General features: G+C 23.3%; 20 protein-coding genes and 2 pseudogenes. 3 read left to right on the top strand and 19 right to left on the bottom strand.

From position 1 onward, the window contains the following. Window positions 1-58: 58 nt before the first annotated feature. The 13 genes and pseudogenes from tenpIN to ABGF48_RS07720 form a co-directional block, all read right to left on the bottom strand. A pseudogene (gene tenpIN, locus ABGF48_RS07780) lies at window positions 59-403 on the bottom strand (type III toxin-antitoxin system TenpIN family toxin); the annotation flags it as partial. A gap of 313 nt (window positions 404-716) precedes the next feature. Beyond that, the gene (locus ABGF48_RS07775; protein ID WP_408105770.1) at window positions 717-1,628 is read right to left on the bottom strand and encodes a hypothetical protein; all 912 of its coding nucleotides are present in this window, start codon (window positions 1,626-1,628) and stop codon (window positions 717-719) included. A 40-nt stretch (window positions 1,629-1,668) separates the two neighbouring features. Beyond that, window positions 1,669-2,064 carry a hypothetical protein gene (locus ABGF48_RS07770; RefSeq protein WP_408105769.1) on the bottom strand — a complete coding sequence of 132 codons (396 nt, stop codon included), beginning with the start codon at window positions 2,062-2,064 and terminating at the stop codon, window positions 1,669-1,671. Then, window positions 2,051-2,533: a hypothetical protein gene (locus ABGF48_RS07765; protein WP_408105768.1), complete on the bottom strand. Its 483-nt coding sequence runs from the start codon at window positions 2,531-2,533 to the stop codon at window positions 2,051-2,053. Before ABGF48_RS07765 ends, ABGF48_RS07770 begins: the two co-directional genes overlap by 14 nt. Then, window positions 2,520-3,602 (bottom strand): J domain-containing protein, encoded by a 1,083-nt coding sequence (locus ABGF48_RS07760; protein WP_408105767.1) that lies wholly within the window; start codon window positions 3,600-3,602, stop codon window positions 2,520-2,522. The genes ABGF48_RS07765 and ABGF48_RS07760 overlap by 14 nt, the downstream gene beginning before the upstream one ends. A gap of 64 nt (window positions 3,603-3,666) precedes the next feature. Then, window positions 3,667-4,368: a hypothetical protein gene (locus ABGF48_RS07755; protein WP_408105766.1), complete on the bottom strand. Its 702-nt coding sequence runs from the start codon at window positions 4,366-4,368 to the stop codon at window positions 3,667-3,669. Then, window positions 4,343-4,528 (bottom strand): hypothetical protein, encoded by a 186-nt coding sequence (locus ABGF48_RS07750; RefSeq protein WP_408105765.1) that lies wholly within the window; start codon window positions 4,526-4,528, stop codon window positions 4,343-4,345. The genes ABGF48_RS07755 and ABGF48_RS07750 overlap by 26 nt, the downstream gene beginning before the upstream one ends. A 10-nt stretch (window positions 4,529-4,538) precedes the next feature. Further along, on the bottom strand, window positions 4,539-5,633 hold the full coding sequence (locus ABGF48_RS07745) for a replication initiator protein A (protein WP_408105764.1): 1,095 nt from the start codon (window positions 5,631-5,633) through the stop codon (window positions 4,539-4,541). A 45-nt stretch (window positions 5,634-5,678) separates the two neighbouring features. Then, entirely contained in the window at window positions 5,679-6,515 is an 837-nt protein-coding gene (locus ABGF48_RS07740; protein ID WP_408105763.1) for a ParB/RepB/Spo0J family partition protein, read from the bottom strand. Between the two features lie 52 nt (window positions 6,516-6,567). After that, window positions 6,568-7,159 (bottom strand): annotated as a pseudogene (locus ABGF48_RS07735) (ParA family protein); the annotation flags it as partial. Window positions 7,160-7,803: 644 nt separating this feature from the next. After that, window positions 7,804-8,076, bottom strand: coding sequence for a hypothetical protein (locus tag ABGF48_RS07730; protein ID WP_408105762.1), 273 nt, complete (start codon window positions 8,074-8,076; stop codon window positions 7,804-7,806). 87 nt (window positions 8,077-8,163) lie between these two features. Beyond that, on the bottom strand, window positions 8,164-8,940 hold the full coding sequence (locus ABGF48_RS07725) for an AbiH family protein (RefSeq protein ID WP_408105761.1): 777 nt from the start codon (window positions 8,938-8,940) through the stop codon (window positions 8,164-8,166). 103 nt (window positions 8,941-9,043) lie between these two features. Beyond that, window positions 9,044-9,541 (bottom strand): COG2426 family protein, encoded by a 498-nt coding sequence (locus tag ABGF48_RS07720; RefSeq protein WP_408105760.1) that lies wholly within the window; start codon window positions 9,539-9,541, stop codon window positions 9,044-9,046. Window positions 9,542-9,611: 70 nt separating this feature from the next. On the opposite strand from ABGF48_RS07720, the gene ABGF48_RS07715 reads away from it, so the two are divergent. Continuing rightward, a complete protein-coding gene (locus ABGF48_RS07715) occupies window positions 9,612-10,589 on the top strand; it encodes a tyrosine recombinase XerC (protein ID WP_408105759.1) in 978 nt (325 codons plus the stop codon). On the opposite strand, the gene lexA is transcribed toward ABGF48_RS07715, so the two are convergent. Continuing rightward, on the bottom strand, window positions 10,586-11,197 hold the full coding sequence (gene lexA / locus ABGF48_RS07710; RefSeq protein WP_408105758.1) for a transcriptional repressor LexA: 612 nt from the start codon (window positions 11,195-11,197) through the stop codon (window positions 10,586-10,588). The genes ABGF48_RS07715 and lexA overlap by 4 nt on opposite strands. 128 nt (window positions 11,198-11,325) lie before the next feature. Between lexA and yneA the strand changes: the two genes are divergently transcribed. Together yneA and ABGF48_RS07700 are read left to right on the top strand one after the other, a co-directional pair. Beyond that, window positions 11,326-11,619, top strand: coding sequence for a cell division suppressor protein YneA (yneA, locus tag ABGF48_RS07705; RefSeq protein WP_408105757.1), 294 nt, complete (start codon window positions 11,326-11,328; stop codon window positions 11,617-11,619). A gap of 50 nt (window positions 11,620-11,669) precedes the next feature. Beyond that, window positions 11,670-12,596 (top strand): diacylglycerol/lipid kinase family protein, encoded by a 927-nt coding sequence (locus tag ABGF48_RS07700; RefSeq protein WP_408105756.1) that lies wholly within the window; start codon window positions 11,670-11,672, stop codon window positions 12,594-12,596. Between the two features lie 46 nt (window positions 12,597-12,642). On the opposite strand, the gene miaA is transcribed toward ABGF48_RS07700, so the two are convergent. The 5 genes from miaA to rpsA are packed head-to-tail and all read right to left on the bottom strand — an operon-like array spanning window position 12,643 to window position 20,187. Then, on the bottom strand, window positions 12,643-13,548 hold the full coding sequence (gene miaA / locus ABGF48_RS07695) for a tRNA (adenosine(37)-N6)-dimethylallyltransferase MiaA (protein WP_408105755.1): 906 nt from the start codon (window positions 13,546-13,548) through the stop codon (window positions 12,643-12,645). After that, entirely contained in the window at window positions 13,549-15,387 is a 1,839-nt protein-coding gene (mutL, locus tag ABGF48_RS07690) for a DNA mismatch repair endonuclease MutL (protein WP_408105754.1), read from the bottom strand. Beyond that, window positions 15,380-17,986 carry a DNA mismatch repair protein MutS gene (mutS, locus tag ABGF48_RS07685; protein ID WP_408105753.1) on the bottom strand — a complete coding sequence of 869 codons (2,607 nt, stop codon included), beginning with the start codon at window positions 17,984-17,986 and terminating at the stop codon, window positions 15,380-15,382. Before mutS ends, mutL begins: the two co-directional genes overlap by 8 nt. After that, entirely contained in the window at window positions 17,983-18,918 is a 936-nt protein-coding gene (locus ABGF48_RS07680) for a DMT family transporter (RefSeq protein ID WP_408105752.1), read from the bottom strand. The genes mutS and ABGF48_RS07680 overlap by 4 nt, the downstream gene beginning before the upstream one ends. A 51-nt stretch (window positions 18,919-18,969) precedes the next feature. Further along, complete coding sequence (gene rpsA / locus ABGF48_RS07675) at window positions 18,970-20,187, bottom strand: 30S ribosomal protein S1 (RefSeq protein WP_408105751.1); 1,218 nt, start codon at window positions 20,185-20,187, stop codon at window positions 18,970-18,972. Between the last annotated feature and the right edge of the window lie 114 nt (window positions 20,188-20,301).

Here is a 20,301-nt window from a genome sequence, read left to right as displayed (position 1 = left end):
ATTTTACTTCTCTCTTTGATATACTTTATTTCTTTTTGAACAAAAGTTATACTATTTTTTATAAACCTAATTCATTATGAAAATATTTCAATGTACTATATCCATATTTTCTAAAAAAACTTTCTTTACTAATAAATTTTAATCCTTTAACATGGTTGCAATAATTAGTAACGTATGTAATGACTTGTTTTATAATTATATTTGATTTTTTTGTTAATTCTTTAAATTCGTTAGAATCAACTATTGCTAATGAACCAATATAGTTTTTGTTTTTTATTATAGCTAATTTAGAATAATCTAAACCTGAATTTTCTCCATGAGAATTAGTGCTAAAAATATACCCATTTGAATGTTTTATATTTGTTCTAAATGGTATTGCTATCATAATTTCATTAGAATATTTTAATAAAAAACACTATAAGGTCTCTCTTTTTTTCTTAATATTTCTGGAAAAAAATCAGAATTATAATGTTTATAGAATTCAGTTGATAATTCATATATATTATATGTGTAATTCATTATTACCTCTTTAATGAAAAAAGGAGAGAATTATCTCCCCTTTTTTTCTTCTATCGGTTAGTGTTTTATTTTATCGACCTGTCAGAACCGTCACAGGTCTTCTTCTATCGGTTAGTGTTTTATTTTACCGACCTGTCAGAACCGTCACAGGTCTTCTTCTCACATATATTATATAATATATAGTGTATTAATGTCAACTATCTATACTCCCAGTGACCTTTTTCTTTTACACCTTCTTTGACTAAAACTTTTTTACAGGATTTTTCTTCTGGATGCTTAATAGTTTTGTATTTTTTATTTGTAATAATTACTTCATCTTCGGCTGTTCCCCAGTTGCCTAAATAGCCTTTTTTTCCTAACTCTTCTTTTCTATTTTCAGCTTCTTTTGATGAATAAAAGTATTCTGTACCTAAATCAGTTTTTACAAACCATCTAGGTTTTATTATTTGATCAAAATCAATTAATTCATCAGTTGTTTCCGTCCATGCTTCTTTTACAACAACGCATTTGTTTTCATAAACTGCGTCTTGTGCCTCAACGTCAACCACCCATGCTTTTTCTTTTTGTTTTGTTTTTTGTGGTTTTGATGTTTCTTTTTGTGTAACTTTAGGTTCTTCCTTTTTTGTTATTTTAATGTTTTCTTTTTGTGTTTCTGATTTTTGTGCTAACTCTTTTTCATCTTTTACAAGATTTTTACTTTCATTGGATTTCTTTTCTTCTTTTTTTGCTATCTCTTTTATTTTTTTAGTATCTTTTATAGCTTTTACTTCTTTTTCTATTTTTTCAACTATTTCTTTTTTATATCTTAAATTCCATAAGCTTCTTAAAAATTCAACACTTTCTTTTTGTTTTGTAAATGGTATCTTGAATGTATCTAAAACTTTTAGTGTTTTAATTTTATCCTTGTCATTTTTAATATCAGCTAAAATATATTCTTTTTTATCCTTTTTAATAACCTTAAAATTACTTAATAATGGTGCGTTTTTTATTTCTTTTATAGTTTCTAGCTTTATCTCTTTTTTTGTTTCCTTAACTGTTTCTTTTGGTTTAGTTGTACATGCTGTAAGTAAAAGTGTTAAAGCTATTAATAATACTAAATTTTTTCTCATTTTTTTTCTCCTGTATTGTTATCTTGTTTTTTTAATAAATTTATATATTTGCTAATACAATTGAACCACCAAATAAGACTATTAACGCTGCTTGCAAAATAGGATTGTTGATTAATATTATTGTTATAAATATAAAAAATATCACAAATATTAAAGTAAAAATATTAATTAGTAACTTTTCTTCTGTAATATCATTTTTAAAATCTTTTATAAATTCTTTTATAAAATAATAAACTATAACAATTCCAATAATAACTAAAAATATAGCAAATATTAAATAACTCCACGCTTTACCTGAATTGTAAAACATAATTTCTATAGCTGACTTATTAACTAATTCTTTATTAAAGTTATTTAGATTTATTTCATAAATAATAGAGATTATAGAATATAATAATGTTATTGTTATTTTAATAATTTTATTATTTTCTATCATCTTTTGCCTCTTTACTTTCTTTTTCTTTTTCTTTCATATAATCTCTTAATGCTTTTATTTTAATTATTCTTTCTTTACTTTCTCTCCTTATCAAAGCAAATATTATTATTAATATAATAATTATTGTTATCGTTAACGATAATACTCCTTGAAATATAATTATTGTTGCCTCTGGATTTTTAGCGTAATTAGTTTTAAATAAATTTTGTATATAAGTAAATATATATGTGAAAAATGCTAAAATACTTGCAACTAAAATACCATTTATTATATATGTTAAGGTTTTATTTTTCTCTTGTGCCTCATAATTAAACAACTCTTCTTTTAGTTGAATAGGAGTTTTAGAATCCCATTCTTTATAATATTTTTCTAATTTCGTTTTTTTAGAACTTAGGAGAATTTTTTTTATTATATTACTTATTTTATTTCTCATTTGGTTTCTCCTTTTGATTTTTTTACTTCTGTTCATTTTGAACAAAATCTCTAATATATCTTTCTTGATTGTCTTTTATAAATTCATATGCTTCTGTAATTTCAATAAATTTTTTTTGTGAATTTTTATTTTTATTTTGATCCGGGTGATATACTTTTGATAATTGCATATACTTTCTTTTTAACTCTGTTTCTTCACAATCAACATCTACTCCTAATATTTCGCAACAGTTTATATATTTTTCTTCAAATGAATTATTTTTTGATTGTTCAGTATCTTTTGATGAATTTGAGTTATTTGCTTTTTTATATGTCTTTTTTCTATCTGTGTATCTACCAGACAACACTTTTACAAAATTATCTTCTTCTAAAAACCATTCAAACGTAATTATAAAATTTGTTTTATAGCCTTTTAAGAAACTTGATTTATTTATTTTTCTTATTGCTTCAATTAGATTTTCCTTTCCAAATTTATTTTCTAATTTACTTAATTTGTAATGTGTATTTGTACCTGATTCTATAATTACTATTTTAGGTATATCTTCAATGTTATTCCACTCATGCATATATTCCATTATATTTGGAAGATTAGTTTTTTCATAAGTATTTTCTTGAGATGATTTTTTATTTATGAATTTATTATATAAGTTTAATTCATAAAATTCAAATAATCCAAAAAACCATAAATCATCATCTTTATCAAAAATATCATCAAAAATTCTTTCAGCTAATCCCACAATTACCTTAGATCTAATTAAATATAGTATTATACCAGATATGATTACTGCAAGAATAAATACTATCCAGTTTAATCTATCCTTAGGTTTGTATGAATCATATACTAAATAAGATGTTAATCCAAATACTATAAAACTTGTGTATATTAAATATAATATTTTACATTTTCTTTTTATTAAAAATAATATAAGTAAATAAAGAACAATTAAAATTAAATATACACCCATTTGAATTATCGTTGGTGCTTGAATGTATTGTGCTATAAAATTTTGATTATATGTGATAAACATAGTTATTTCAAAAAATGTAATAAAAGCACTAAATAAAATTATAAAAATTATACCCAATGTGATTATAAGACTTATCATAAATATTACCCTCTTATTTTGTTCATTTTGAACAAATTTATTATATAATAATATTTTAACATAATTATCTTTCAATTTCAGATAATTCTTTTACATTTACTTTATTTTTTATACTCAAATCTTTCATATCTGAAACTTCATGTCTATTAGGATCAATATCAGCTCTATCTACAACTCCATCATTATCAATATCTTTATCTTTTTCAAAATCATCTCCTTTGTTTGATCTTTGATATTTTGATTTTTCTTTTTCCTTTTTCTTGTATTCTCCCCTGTTTCCAGTCCTTTCTTTTTCTTTCTCTTTTTCTCTTTCGGCTTTTTGGTTTTTTCTAAATTCTTTGAAATCTCTAGCTTTATCTTTTTGCTTTTGAATTCTTTCAAATTCTTTTTGATATATTTTTGTAAAGTGATCAATTTTTTCTGGACTTCCACCTGCGATTAATACTGTAACTTTTTCTTCAACTTTATCATATTTAGTTGTTATTTTCATATTAAATTTTTTTGCTAATTTGTTCATCAGTTTATGATCATAGTCATTTGTATATGTAAGTTCTTGATAATTACTTAATTTTTTTGTAAATTCTTTCCAACTAATAGTACCTCTTTTTTTCATAAACTCATTTTCTTTTGCTTTATTTTTCCAATATTTTTTTTGCCTTCTATTTGAAGGAAAATTTTTAAGTATTTTAATAATACTAAAAGCTTTCAATGCCCCTTTCCATGTTATTGATATTACTTCTTTAGCATTTTGATTGTCGTTTCTCATATTTTACCTTCTTTACTTTTACTTCTTTCAGATCAAATGTCTTATTATATTTAGATTTAATAGTTATAAAGTGTCTATTTTTAAATACTTGTTCTACATTTTTTTCTAATAATTGATTATTGTATTTATCATAAATATTTACATATTTATTTTTTTTCATAAATGAACCTCTAATTTTTTATTACTTTCCTGATTGGTATACGTTGTTTAAGTTTCTTTTCAATATATGCTAAACGCTCTTCCTTAGTCATTCTGTTGTCTTTTACAGCTAAAGAATTAGGGCTAGGTTTTTCCTCATTATTGTTTTGTTTTTTATATTTTATTCTTTCATTTTTTGTATTATTCATATATTCTTTTGATTGTAAATAATCAAGAAGTGTGGCCAATAAATACTTATCGATACTTTTGATTTTTTCAGCACTTAATAATCTAGTGCTTATATTTTTAATATCTTCTAAATTTAATTTTTCTATATATTTTTCAATGTTTTCATATTTCAGACCTTTTAGGGTTATACCTTTATTATTAATTCTTTTTAGATATTTTATTATTTGTAAAATATCATTTTTTTCTTTTTCATCTGATATATCTTCTAAATTAAATTTATCAAATATATCTTTCTGTCCTTCTTTTATTTCTTTTTCTTTATTGAAGGAAGGATAATTATATATATTATTAGTCTGATTAATATTAGTCTTACTAGGGTGAAAATTTTTCACTTTAAGAGGTGAAATTTTTTCACCATCAATATATGGTGGTGAAATTTTTTCACTATCAATATACGGTGGTGAATTTTTTTCACTATCAATATATAGTGGTGAAATTTTTTCACTATTACACTCGTTATAATTTTCTTGTGTTTCATTTATAAAATTGTCTAATTCATCAATATTATCCATTTCATTCTTAACAATTAATTCATTTAAAAATTTGTCTGTTGGTTCTAATAGATAAATTCTCGATGGTAAATTAAATTGATGTATTGTGATCAATAATCCTAATTCTTCTAATTCTTTAATCGAACTAATTACTGTTCTATCACTTATACCTATTTTTTTTGCTAAGGTTTTTCTTGTAAAATAACAAAATATATTTTCATCTTTATCAATCCATTTATTTTTTAAGCTTAATTTATATCTATCTAAAATATACATATACACAAGTTTTGTATTTGAACTAACATGTAGATATTGTAACCAATTAGGGAACTTTATAAAATTATTTCTTGCAAATTCAATCTTGCTATATTTTTTGAATTTTTCCATTTCTTACCTTTCTTTGTTTCTATATTTTGTTCATTTTGAACAAAATTAATTTTCTAATAATTCATGTATATATTCTTCGATTTCCTTTTTTGTTTTATTTTCAAATTTTTTTATCTCATAGTCGCTTAATTTAATTTTTATATAAACATCTTTTTTATCTTTATAAAAATTTTTTTCAAAATCTTTATCATTAAATAAATCTTCTGTTATGATTTTTTCAATATCTTTTTTTGTAAACTTAATTTTTTTTAATTCATATTTTTTAAGAATATATTTTTGCTTATCTTTATCTAAATTTGCTAATAATAAGGCTAAATCAATGTTTATATTATTTTCATTGACTATTATTTGAAATTCCTCTATTAAGTCATTTAATTTCATTAATCTATATACTTTAATAGATGATATATTGTATTCCTTGGCTAATCTTTGTCTTGTATTTTTTGTTTCTTCTTCAAATTTTATTTTTTTGTACTTGTCGTTTTTGTATTTTAATGTTTTTGCTTGTTCCATTAATTCCATTTCTAAAAATGATCTTAATGTAACATTTGTTTCTATAACATAAGCGTATTTTTCCTGTTCACTTAAATCCAACTTAACAATACAAGGTACAGTTTCATAATTTAACTCTTTAGCTACTAAATATCTATGTCTACCTGATAATATTATGAACTTATTATTTTCTATAGAGTTGGTAACAATAAGGGGGTTTATAATCCCATATTCTGATACACTGTCTAATAACTCCTTAAATTTTTCTGTCTTGTCATAAATCTTAAAAGGTTGATCTTCAAAAAACTCTAAATCATCTAATTGGATATTTTGTACTTCTTCAATTTGTTCATCTGATAAATAATTTACTAAATTGTTATTTAATTTCATCTATTACCTCTTTTGCTAATTGTTCATATGCTTTACTTATTTCAGATTTTTATTGATATTCTCCAATCGCTTTGTTATGATAATTTGCTTCCCCAATTTTGACTGTTTTTTTTATTTTTGTTTTAAATATTTTCGTATTCTTAAATATTTCTTTAAGTTGTAATTCTACTGCTTTTGATAAGTTTAATCTTTCATCATACATCGTTACAACAACACCCAAAATTTCAAGTTTATAGTTTAATCTTTTTTTAATTTTACTTACAGTTTTTAAAAAATCATTTAATCCCATTAGAGCAAATAATTCTAAATTTACTGGAATTATAATATAATCGCTTGAAACCAGTGCATTTATAGTCAAGCTTGATAAAGATGGTGCTGTATCTATTAAAATATAATCATAACTATCTTTTTTTGAGTATAGAATTTTTAAAATCAATATCCTCATCGTTCATCATTTTAATAAATAAGTTAGGTAATGATTTCTTTAAGTTGTAAGGGTTAAGAATACCACATACATTTGTTAAATTTGATTGGCTATCTAAATCAACGATTAAAACCTTATTATTTTTTTGAACTAGACTGTATGCTAAATTCATAATTGTAGTTGTTTTACCTACTCCACCTTTTTGATTAGCAATAGAAATTACTTTTGTCATTTTTTACTCCTTTATTTTTAATAATTACATTAAGTGTTCTAGAGAACACATATTTGAAAGGTAAGAAAAAAAGTTGTGTGTTCTCATAAAAGAACACTTAATGTAATTATTAGTTTTTCAACCACTTCAACTCTTATAATGCTTCTGCATATAAGACATTGGATTTTACCACTGCGAGGATCTCCCCCAGACGTCCATTTTCAGCTTAATAATTTCAATGCTATATTAGATTATTAAGGTTACTCATGTTACACGTAAGTATCATTATTTTTGTATTGCAATAGTTTATTAAATTTTTACTAAAAATATTTTTTATATAGCTTAAAATATTTATGAAATATCTAAAAATTTAGATACTTTAGAAATACCTTAAATTATGAATAATATACAAAAAAAAACGCATAAGAACAGTTTAGTTCTTACACGTTTTTGTGAATTATTTTTATTAAGTTAATTTCATATTTTAAATATCCATTGTTAATTAATTATCGTTTTTTTTAGTATTTTGTGACAAAATTAAAATACAATCTAAACAATTAAAAATATCAATATTAATCCCTATTATCAAATTTATTCCATAAATATTATAATAAAAATATAAATTATAATGACGACTAGATAAAAATAATTTATTACTTCTTTTCAAGACCTAAAAAATAGATATCATTTTTATTAAAAATAACTACATGAATGTTATTTTTAACTTTGTTTTTTTCTTCATCAGATGAATGTTCATGTCTAATACATACATTTATAAATTTATTTTTTACCTCATCTATAAGTTTATGTTTTTCTTCATCATTTTTGTATGTTTCAAACTTATAAATAATTAGTTCTGCATCTCTTTCTTTTATTTCATTATATATTGCATCCATCCACCATGAATCAGATTGACCTAAAGACATTCCAAATATAATAAATAAATTAGCTTTTTCTATAAACGATTTATACTTAGCTTCATATTGTGACCAATATCCTTTTACAAATCTTTTCTACGTACTAGTACCTCCTTTATTATATTCTTTTAAATCAATTCCAAATAATATCGATCTAGGAACATCTTGAAGACCATGTGGATGAATTATATCTGAGATAATATATGTTGAATAATCGGTTTCAGTATTAGAATTCTCTAATTTAAATTTAAAATGAAAATTTGTATCTCTCGTTTTATATATATGAGGGTCAAATTGTAATTTATCAAGATAAATATAGTTATCTAATAGTGAAGTATAATTAAAGTTCACAAACACAAAATTAAACAAATTATAATGATATAAATTTTCTTTAAATTTCAAATCTTCTAAATTAGAATAATCTAAATCCTTTAAAAACTCTCCTAATGATTGAATAGATAATTCATTATTTATTACTTCTTCATTTAACTTTAATAATATATCCGAATCTACTAAATCATTAAGAAATATTGTAAAATACTTTTGAAATTCATCAATAGATTTTTCTAAATTTTCATGATTTATATTTTTATCCTCATAAATATTTTTTATTATATCTTCAAAATCACTCCAATTTTCCTTCCCCTCTTCTTTAGATTCTGTCATTTTTTGATATAAAATATTATTATGATTTGTAAGATTAAAATAGGTTATATAATCATAAAAATCTGTATAGCTTGTAGTTTTACCAGCCATTTTTCCTTTCTTAAATTTTCTTAAAACAGAAATATCAAATCCATTACCAACTAGAGCAAGTACATTCCATTGATTATTTAATAGCTGAAATGTATTTTTGTCAAATTTTTTAAACATAAATACAAGTTTCCTTTCTTTACCTTTTTATTTGAGTATATTATGCAATTACGAAATTTTTAGTCTTAATCCAATTTAATTTTTTTAGTTATTATATCTAGAATTAGCTTAATAATTTAAAAACAGCCCCAGAAACAATAGCAATTATTAATCCTGCTAAAGCGTTTCCTAATGCAACTGCTATAAATGATTTTTTCTTATCCATATTTAATAAATGTGATAATAAACTACCTGTCCATACACCTGTACCTGGTAATGGAATTCCAACAAATAATAGCAATCCCCAATAACCATATTTTTCAATTTTGTATTTATTTTTAAGCGTTTTTTCATTTATCTTATTTATAAGTTTATCCATAAATTTTATATTTCTAAGTAATTTAAACACATGTCCTATTAGTAATATTATAAAAAATGCTGGTATTGTACTTCCTATATAACTTATTATTACTGACTTCATGAATGGCATGCCTAATCCTATTCCTAAAGGTATTGCTCCTCTTAATTCAACTATTGGTATCATTGAGATAATTGCAATAGAAAACTCTGAAGAAATATTTGTTTTTAAGAAATTTATTATTTGATTTATAATTGATGTCATATGTTCTCCTGTTTATTAATATACTATATATTATAACATATGATATAATATAAATACACAAGGAGAATATATGTATAATGATGATGTACCTGTTTTCGTAACAGATTTTATTAATTATTTAAAAACGATTAAAGGACTATCCCCTAACACTGTACATGAATATTTTTATGATATTAGATTATATTTAAAATTCATGACTTATAGGCTTAGATTGTTAGATTTTGAAAAAGACACTAAAATTGAAGATATTGATATAAGTAGATTAAGAGAGGTTTATCTAAAAGGTATAACAATTATAGATTTACATAGTTATATATCATATAGGGATAATGAACGTGACAATAGCTCAACAACAAGAGCTAGAAAAATTTCAAGTTTACGTACTTTTTATAAATATCTAACTCAAGTATCAAAAACTCTTGATGAAAATCCAACTTTAGAATTAGAAACACCAAAAATGAAAAAGAGAAATCCTGTGTATTTAACACTTGATGAATCTAAAGTTTTATTGAATTCAATTGCTCAAGAAAAAAATTTATTTATGAGATTAAGAGATTTTGCCATTGTTTTAGTATTTTTAACAACTGGTTTAAGATTATCTGAATTATCAAGTATGAATGTTAATAGCATAAAAGGCACAGAGTTTTCTGTTATTGGTAAAGGTAATAAAGAACGTCATGTTTATATGACTAAAGCATGTAAATATGCAATCGATAGTTATTTAAAAGTTAGACCTGATATAGAAGATGAAACTGCCCTATTTTTAAGTAATCGTAAAACTAGAATGAGTAATAGAGCTATACAACATATGATAGAAAAACATTTAAAAATTGCTGGTTTTGACACAACTAGATATTCAACACACAAGTTGAGACATACTGCTGCTACACTTATGTATCGTGAAGGAGTTGATATAAGAACTTTACAAAAAGTATTAGGACATACATCAATAGCTACCACACAGATATACACCCATGTGGCAGATGATAATGTAAAAAGAGCAATAGATGTCAATCCATTAAACAATATAAAAATTGATGAGAATTAAATGTGTTCTCTAAATAAAGAAATAACTTTACCGAGTATTTGTAAGTTGTCAGGTATAATTGGTTCCATTGTAGAATTTTCTGGAATCAACATTACCTGATTATTTTTTTTATATAATCTCTTACATGTAGCAGAATCATCAATTAATGCAACGATTATATCACCATGATCACCATAATTTGTCTTTTTAACTAAAATTTTATCTCCATCGAGAATCCCTGCTTCGATCATTGAATCACCTTTTATTTCAAGCATAAACAATTCTCCAAATTTAGAATAGTAATCAGGTATTGGAAAAAATGAATCTACATCTTCTACTGCAAGAATTGGTGTGCCAGCAGCAACTTGCCCTAATAATGGTACATCAATAGTTTCTTCTTTATGAGTACTTTCCCCATTTACATCTTTTAATATCTCAATTGATCTACTAGTTTGATTATTCTTTTTTATATATCCTAAGTCATTTAATTTATTGAGATCACTGTTTACTGTAGAAGTTGATTTAATCCCCACTTTTGCTTGTATTTCTCTAACTGATGGTGGAAATTGATTTGTAGAAATAAATTCAATTAAAAAATTTAATACTTTAATTTGTCTGTCGTTTAACATAAATACTCCTTTTATATTTTATTTTATTATACCAGAAAATAATAAATAAAACAAATGTTCGGAAAAATTTGACAATGAACATTTGTTCTGTTATTCTAAATATAGAACAAATGTTTGCGAGGTGAATTATGAAATACAAAATTAAAAATAGAAAAAAATTTAATAGATTCTTAGTTTTATTATTTATGGTAACTGTACTTTTTACATATATGTTTACATTACTTAATACACAAGTTATTGTAGAAGGTAAAGCTTTTAGTCAAAAAAGTATAATTGTAAAAAATGGTGATACCCTATGGAATATTGCAAAAAATTTAAATTATGATAAAGATGTTCGTGAAACTATTTATGAAATAAAAGAATTAAATAAACTATCAAACTCAAATATACATCCAGGAACTAAATTATTTATTCCTAATTAATAATTATATAGATCTCAAATTTATGGTAAAATATAAATTAAGAGGTGTATATGAATTTAAATGAATTTAATAAAGTATTAGTCATTGTTAGTACTAAAGGAAGAAATTATAAAACTATTTACAATTTACTAAGTGATAAATTAAATAATATACTTGACAGAAATAAATATGAAATAAAACTAACTCAAGATAAAGATTCTGTCACAAAATTTTCTACTGATTTTTCAAGTAAATATAATAATTCATTAATTATAATTGCTGGTGGAGATGGCTCATTAAATGAGACGGTAAATGCAATTGGATGCAATAGTTCAATTAGTATTTTACTTATTCCAAATGGTACAGGTAATGATTTTGCAAGATATATTTACAATAACAATTCTTATGCATACATTATTAATAAGCTTGATAATGTAGATATAGACAAAGTAGATTTATTAAAAATAAATGATAAATTATGTGTAAATATTTTTTCATTTGGATATGATAGTATTGTTTTAGCTAAATCTTTAGAAATAAAAGAAAAATTTCCTATTTTAAGTAAGTTTTCTTTTATGTTAGGTATTATTTTTACTTTTAATAAAATTAAATCATATAAATATGAGTTAAATCTTAATTTAGATACAAAAGAAAATATTGTACTAAGTAAAAATTTAATACTAACAGCAATATGTAATGGTAGATTTTATGGCGGAGGTTTTAATCCTGCCCCTTTTGCTTTATTAAATGATGGGGTTATTGATGTAAATACTATTGACTATTTAAATGCATTTAAATTAATTAAGTTATTAAGATTATATAAAAATGAAAATCATGTTAATAATCCTGTAAGTAACAGTTATAAAGTAATTTCTGGGAAAATTACTTCAAAAGATAATTCTATTATAATTGGAGAAATAGATGGAAATTTATATAATTGTAATGAAGTAGAATTTAATATTATTCCAAATTCACTAAACTTATGTACTATAAAATAATAAGAGCTTCAAAATATGATATATAAAATCATATTTTGAAGCTCTTTTATAAAACATCTTTAATAATGTAGTCAACAATATCATCTGTATTTTTTTCTTTAATATCAATCCAATTACTTAACTCATTTCTTCTAAACCATGTAAGTTGTCTTTTAGCATAATGTCTTGAATTTTGTTTTAACTTTTCAATCATAAATTTTAACGTATATTCACCATTTAAATAAAGTAATACTTCCTTATACCCTATTGCCTTCATTGATTGAGAATTTGGTTTTAATCCATTAAATAGTAAAGATTTTACTTCTTCTATTAATCCTTTTTCTATCATTTTATCTACTCTAGAATTAATCCTTTTATATAAATCTTCTCTATCATCATTTAATACATAAAGATAATATTTTATATCTGTAGAGTTTTGTTTTCTATCATAACTTAATATTTTACCAGATTCTTGATATACCTCAATAGCTCTGATTATTTTCTTTTTATCTTTAATTGTAAGATTTGTATATTTCTCACTAATTTGATGTACTTGATCTAATAATATTTCAGGATTTTTATCATATGTATTTTCTAATTTATTACGTAAATCATAATTTGGTTTAACATTTACAAAGTCAAAATCATGGGTCAATGAATCAATATATAATCCTGTGCCTCCAACAATTATGGGTATTTTATTTGCATCATGTAATTTATTAATTATATCTAATGCATCATTTTTAAATTGCTGTACGGAATAATTATCATCAGGATTAATTATATCAATCATATAATGTTTTATACCATTCATTTCTTCCTTTGTTACCTTTGCTGTACCTATATCTAATTTTTTATATATTTGCATAGAGTCAGCAGATATTATTTCTGTATTCAGTTTTTTAGCAAGATTTATACTTAAATTTGTTTTTCCGACAGCTGTTGGTCCAGCTATTATAATAACTTTTTTCATTTATTTTAACATCCTTAAAAAATTATCATAGTCTAATTCATATATAATTACTTTACCAGAAGGTGACGTATTTGGGTTAGTTGTATTCAATAGTTCTTTATACATCAAATTAGCTTCTATTTTTGTCAAATTTTTAGATTTATGTGATGCTAAAGAAATTGCCTTTTTTAGTATATGATTTTCTTTTTTATCATCAAAATTATTTGTAGTATCTAAAATATTCATAAAGTCAGACTTAGTTGATGGAATATCTAAGTAATAAGGAATAGATCGTATTATAACACTATTATCACTAAATAAATCAACATCATAACCTAATTCTTTGAATTTGTCATAATAAAATTCAAATGTATCTATTTCCTTTTTAGTAAGATTTAAGACAATTGGTTCAAGTAAATTTTGTGATAATTTACTGTTATTCTTATTTTCTCTATCATAAATAATTCTTTGATTTGCGTAGTCAATATCTATAATAATAATTGAGTTGCTATCTATCTTATTAAAAACTAAAAATTTATTGAAAAGTATTGTATTAAATTCTACAGTATCTAAATCTATTTTAATTTGTATATTTTCTATTTCAACTTGATTACTACTAATATTATCTTTTTTTTCTACTAATTTATTATTAAATAAATCATTAGTATTGCTTGAAATATCAGTAAAAACATATGTCTTTTCAGTTTCTTTAGATATAATATTACTATTTTTAGTGTATAAATCTTCTTCATTGTTTTTATTTTTTTCAGATTTGTATAAATCTAAAATCTTTTTGTATCCATCTCCTTGATTTAATTTATGAAAATTAATTGTAGTATCTTCTTTCTCATCATTTATTTCAATAATTTTAGGTTTATCAGATACATATAATGCTTCGGTTATATTTTTCTTTAATAAATCAATTAATTCATCTCCAAATGTAAATTTAATTTTTTGTTTATTAGGATGAATATTTATATCTATAAGTTTTGGATCTACTTTAATATCGAGTTTAAATAGTGGAAAACGTCCATTAGGTATTAAATTATAATAACATGATTCAATAGCATTTGTTATAGAATCATTTACAATATATCTACCATTAACATAAATATACTGCATGCTTCTATTACCTTTATAATACTTATTATTTGATAAAATTGCTTCAACGCTATAATTTTCAGATTTTGTATTTAATTTAATATAGTTGTCAATAAAATCATTACCAAATAAAATTTGTAAATTTATTTTTTCATTTTGAGTATTTAGAGTCTTAAATACTTCTTTATTGTCTCTAATATATGTAAATGATATATTTGGATTTCCAATTGCAAAACTGTACATTAAATGCGTTATTTTATTTGTTTCAGTAATATCACTACTTAAAAATTTTTGCCTTACAGGAATATATTTAAATAGATCAAATACTTCAATTATTGTGCCTTTATTCATACCTATATTATTTTTTTTAATTAATTTATTGTTATCATAAATTAATTCTGTACCTAGATCTTCGTGTGATGTTTTAGATCTTATTGTTAGCTTAGATACTGAAATTATTGAGGCTAATGCTTCTCCTCTAAAACCCATGGAAAAAATATTGTATAAGTCATTGAAATCATTGATTTTTGAAGTAGCATGTCTTAAAAAAGCAGTTTCTATCTCATCACGATGTATACCACTTCCATTATCTGAAACTTTAATATATGATTTACCACCATTTTTAATTTCAACTATTATATTTGTTGATTTTGCATCAATTGAATTTTCTACTAATTCTTTTATTATAGAAGCTGGTCGTTCAATTACTTCACCAGCAGCAATTTTTTGTATTGTATCTTCACTTAATATTTTAATCATTTAATAAATCCTTAGCTTTTTCTATAAAGTCATTTAATAATTTTAATGAATCAATAGGTGTAACATTATCTATTTGTATTGAGCTTAATTCACTTAAAAATATTTCTCTTTCAATTTGTTTTTGATTATCTTCTTTATTATCTATATTAAAACTTAACTGTGTTTCTTTTGATACATTATCTAATTGTTTTAAGATTACATTAGCTCTAAATAAAATTTCATCAGGTAAACCAGATAATTTTGCTACTTCTATACCATATGATTTATCAGTTTTTCCTTTAACTATTTTTCTTAAAAATACAATATTATTATTTTCTTCATGTATTTTAACTTTTAAATTTTCAATACTAGTATATTCATCCTCTAAATCTGTTAATTCATGGTAATGTGTTGCAAATAATGTTTTACAATTAATATTTTTAACAATATATTCTAATATTGATTTTGCAATGCTAAACCCATCATTTGTACTTGTTCCCCTACCGACTTCATCTAATATAACAAAACTATTCTTTGTTGCATTTTTTATTATATTTGACATTTCTTTCATTTCTACCATAAATGTTGAATCACCTTTTGACAGATTATCTGATGCACCTATCCTTGTAAATATTGCATCTGAAATAGAAATATCACATGCTGATGCTGGTACAAAACATCCTATTTGTGCTAGAATCAAAATTAATGCAGTCTGTCTCATATATGTTGATTTACCAGCCATATTTGGTCCAGTTATGATTTGTACTGTTTTATTCTTTTTTCCAATTAAAGTATCATTAGAAATAAAATTTTCAAATCCTAAATTTTGTTCAATAACTGGATGTCTACCATCTTTTATATAGATATAATTTTCATCATTAAATATTGGTCTACAATAATTGTTTTTAACTGATATTTGAGCAAATGAATTTAATGCATCAATTACGGAAATTAATTCAGTTACATTTTTAATTCTTGTGGAATTATTTGAAATATAATCCCTTATTTCAGTAAATAGCTTATATTCCAAATTAATAGTATCTGTTTGTCCCTCTAATATCATATCCGATATATCATTAAGTTCATTTGTGATATATCTTTCAGCATTTTTCAACGTCTGTCTTCTTATATAATTTGATGGTGCTTTATCAATATTTGACTTTGTTAATTCTATAAAATATCCAATATTTTTGTTATATGAAACCTTAAGTTTATTTATACCGGTTCTTTCTCTTTCTGATATTTCATACTCTAGTAATTTTTTTTCACCAATAATAGAATTTTTCTTAATTGAATCTAAATATTCATTATATCCGTCTTTTATTATCCCACCTTCAGTAATTTGAATTGGTGCATCTTCTTTTATTGATTTATTAATTAGATCGTAAATATCAACTAAATCATCAAAGTTTTGAGATAAATTAGTAAATTCAACAAAATCAGAATTTATCAAGAAATGCTTTAAATTAGGTAATTTCTCTAAAGATCTTTTTAATATCAATAAATCTTTAGTATTTGCATTTTGATATGCTATTTTACTTAAAATTCTTTCTAAATCATATATATCTTTAAGTATATTTTCTAATTCAGTTGATTTTTGAAAATTACTTACAAGGTAATTAACAATATCCAATCTATAATTTATATCATTTTTATTTATCAATGGAAATTCTAACCAAGAATTAATTTTTCTAGATCCCATTGGAGTACTTGCAAAATCAATAATATTAAGTAAAGAATTTTTTCTAGTACCATCATTTAAATTTTTATGAATTTCAAGATTATCTCTTGTATTAGCATCAATCATCAGAAAATTTGTATAATTAATATAATTTAGATTATTAATATGAGATAATTCTTTATCATGATATAAATATATATAATCCAATAGTATATACGATGATATAAGTGTAAATATCTTATTTTTGAATAATTTATTACTGAAATTTTTAACTTTAGAATTTATATAACTAATTATATGTCTTAAATTTAACTCTTTATACTCTATATATGATATATAAATATTATTATTTTCAATAAAGTCATTAAAAGACTTAAATTTGATTTGTTCGTTTAAAATAATTTCTCTTGGATTTACTTTTGAAATAAAGTCAATTATATATCTTTCTATATTTTCTTTGTTAAGAATTTCAGTAGTATTAAATTCTCCAGTAGTAATGTCCATGTAAGATATTCCTACAGAATTGTCTTTAAAAAATATACTAGCAATAAAATTATTATAATTTTCTTTACCTTCTAAATCTAGTAAAGTGCCTGGTGATATTATTTTTACAATTTGTCTATCAACGATCCCTTTAGCTTGACTAGGATCCTCAACCTGTTCTACAATTGCAATCTTATAGCCTTTATCAACCAATCTGTTTATATATGAATTTGCAGCATGATAAGGCACTCCACACATTGGAGCTTTTTCATCTAAACCACAATCTCTACCTGTTAAAACTAATTCCAATTCTTTTGCCGCAATTATTGCATCATCAAAAAACATTTCATAAAAATCTCCTAGTCTATAAAAAAGAATTTTATCCATGTTTTTAAGCTTAATATTCATGTATTGTTGCATCATTGGAGTTAATTTATTTATATCTATATTTTTCATTTTTCACCTGTAGTTAATTTATTTAATTCAGTAGATTTATTTATAATTATTATACCAAAAATAACTAAAATTAACCCAATAAGTATTCCTAAATTTAATTTTTCTCCTAAAATTAATGCACTCAATGCAGTGCCAAAAAATGGAATAAAAAGTCTTAAAAATGATATTTCACTTGCTTTATATTCTCTTAAAATAAAATACCACAGTGTGAATGCAACTGAAGAAATTATTCCACCATATAAAATCAATGCAATAGCTTGATAATTAAAATGAAGAGCTTTTTCATGGCCAAAGTATCCAACAATAATTAATAATATTGAACCATATAAAAATTGACCTGAAGCTGTAGCAAATGGCGAAATATTTTTGCCATATTTTTTAACAAATATTGTTCCATATGAGCTTAATAATGCGTTAATAACTAAAAATCCTTCTCCTAAGAATGTAAAGCTAAAATTAAATTCTTTGTTAATATTGGAGAAAATAACTCCTGAAATTCCTAATATAATTGCTAAAAGCTTAAATTTATTAAAGTCTTCATCATTTAATAAGTAATGTGATAATATTACAACTAAAAAAGTTGATGAAGATGTTAATAAAGATGACTTCATTCCTGATGTATTTCCTGTTCCAATATAAAAAAATAAATATCCAAATGAAATTACAATTAAACCAATTTTTAATAAAAATAAAAAGTTTGTCTTTAACTGTACCATATTCTTTCTATCAAAAAATGACATTAAAATAAGAACAATTAATCCAGCTAGGAAAAATCTTAATCCCGCAACATATATCATTGAAAAATAATCATTTGCTCCAATATTTAATATTTTATAAGTAGTTTTAATAGTAGGAAATGCTGATCCCCACAAAAACATACATAAAATAGCTAGTAAATACGCACTAAATCTATTCTTTATAATTTTATTCATCATATCTCCTTAAATAAAAAAAGAGGGATATTATCCCTCTTGCAAAAAATCTTAGTCTTCTAAATTCAAATTATCAAGTAAATCACCTAAATTTGATCCAAATGAGTTATCTTCTTTTGGTTCTTCAGATTTTACTGTTTTCTTTGATTCATTTTTTGGTTTACTGTTTGTTTTTTCAGAAACTTCTTTATTTTCTTTTTTTACAGTTTGTTTTGGTTCCATTAAAGCTCTTTTACTTAAAGAAATTCTTTGATTTTCTGTATCAATTTCTAATATTTTAACTTCTAATTTATCCCCAATATTTAATACATCAGATGGCTTTTCAACATGTTCATTACTTATTTGAGAAACGTGAACTAAACCTTCTACACCTTCTTCTAATTTTAAGAAAGCACCAAAGTCTAATAAGTTTACAACTTCACCTGTTAAAACATCACCAGCTTTGTGATTTTTAATAAATAAATCAAAAGGTTTTTCTGTTAATTGTTTGATTCCTAATGATACTCTACCTTTTTCTCTATTAGCCTTTAAGATTTTAACTTCAACTTCTTGCCCAACTTCTAAAACTTCTGATGGTTTAGTTACTCTATCCCAAGAAATATCTGAAACATGAACTAATCCGTCAACTCCACCTAAATCAATAAATGCACCAAAGTCAACCATACGAACTACTTTACCAGTTACAATTGCATCAGGAATTAATTTTTCCCATACTGTATCTAATTTTTCTTCTTGCAATACACGACTTGATAATACAACTCTCTTTTTCTTTTCATCGATACTTAAAATTCTTGCATCTAAGTCTTGTCCTTCATATTGAGTAAAGTTTTTTACAAAATAAGTAGTGATTTGTGATGCAGGAATAAAACCATTTATTCCCATAACTTTAACAACTAATCCACCTGCATTTGAACCTTTTACTGAAGCTTTTACTACTTCACCATTTTCAAACACTTCTAATAATTTTTTCCAGTTTTTTAATCCTTCAACTCTGATTGTTGATAATGATACATTTCCTTCACCATCATCTAACTTGATTACATATACATCAATTTCATCACCAACTGAAAATGATTTTAATGGATCTGCTGCTTCTTCTTCAGACATTTCGTCTTTTTTTACAATTCCATCATAACGGTATTTAATGTCAACAAAAACTTCATCCTCTTTAACATTAATAATTGTACCCTTTACAATATCTTTTGGGTAAATCTTTACCATACTTTCTTCTACTTGTTCCATAAATTCTTCATTTGTTATATTATCCATTTAACTGACTTCCTCCTAAAAAATAGTATAGATATACTATACGTCTCTATCTATTTTATAATAAAATGGACAATTTTGCAAAAAAACTTTACAAAATCATCTATAATTTTTTTT

Origin of the sequence: Helcococcus bovis (genome assembly GCF_046035835.1) — a bacterium.
Classification (GTDB): Bacteria; Bacillota; Clostridia; order Tissierellales; family Peptoniphilaceae; genus Helcococcus; species Helcococcus bovis.
This window is presented reverse-complemented; position numbering and strand designations above follow the sequence as displayed.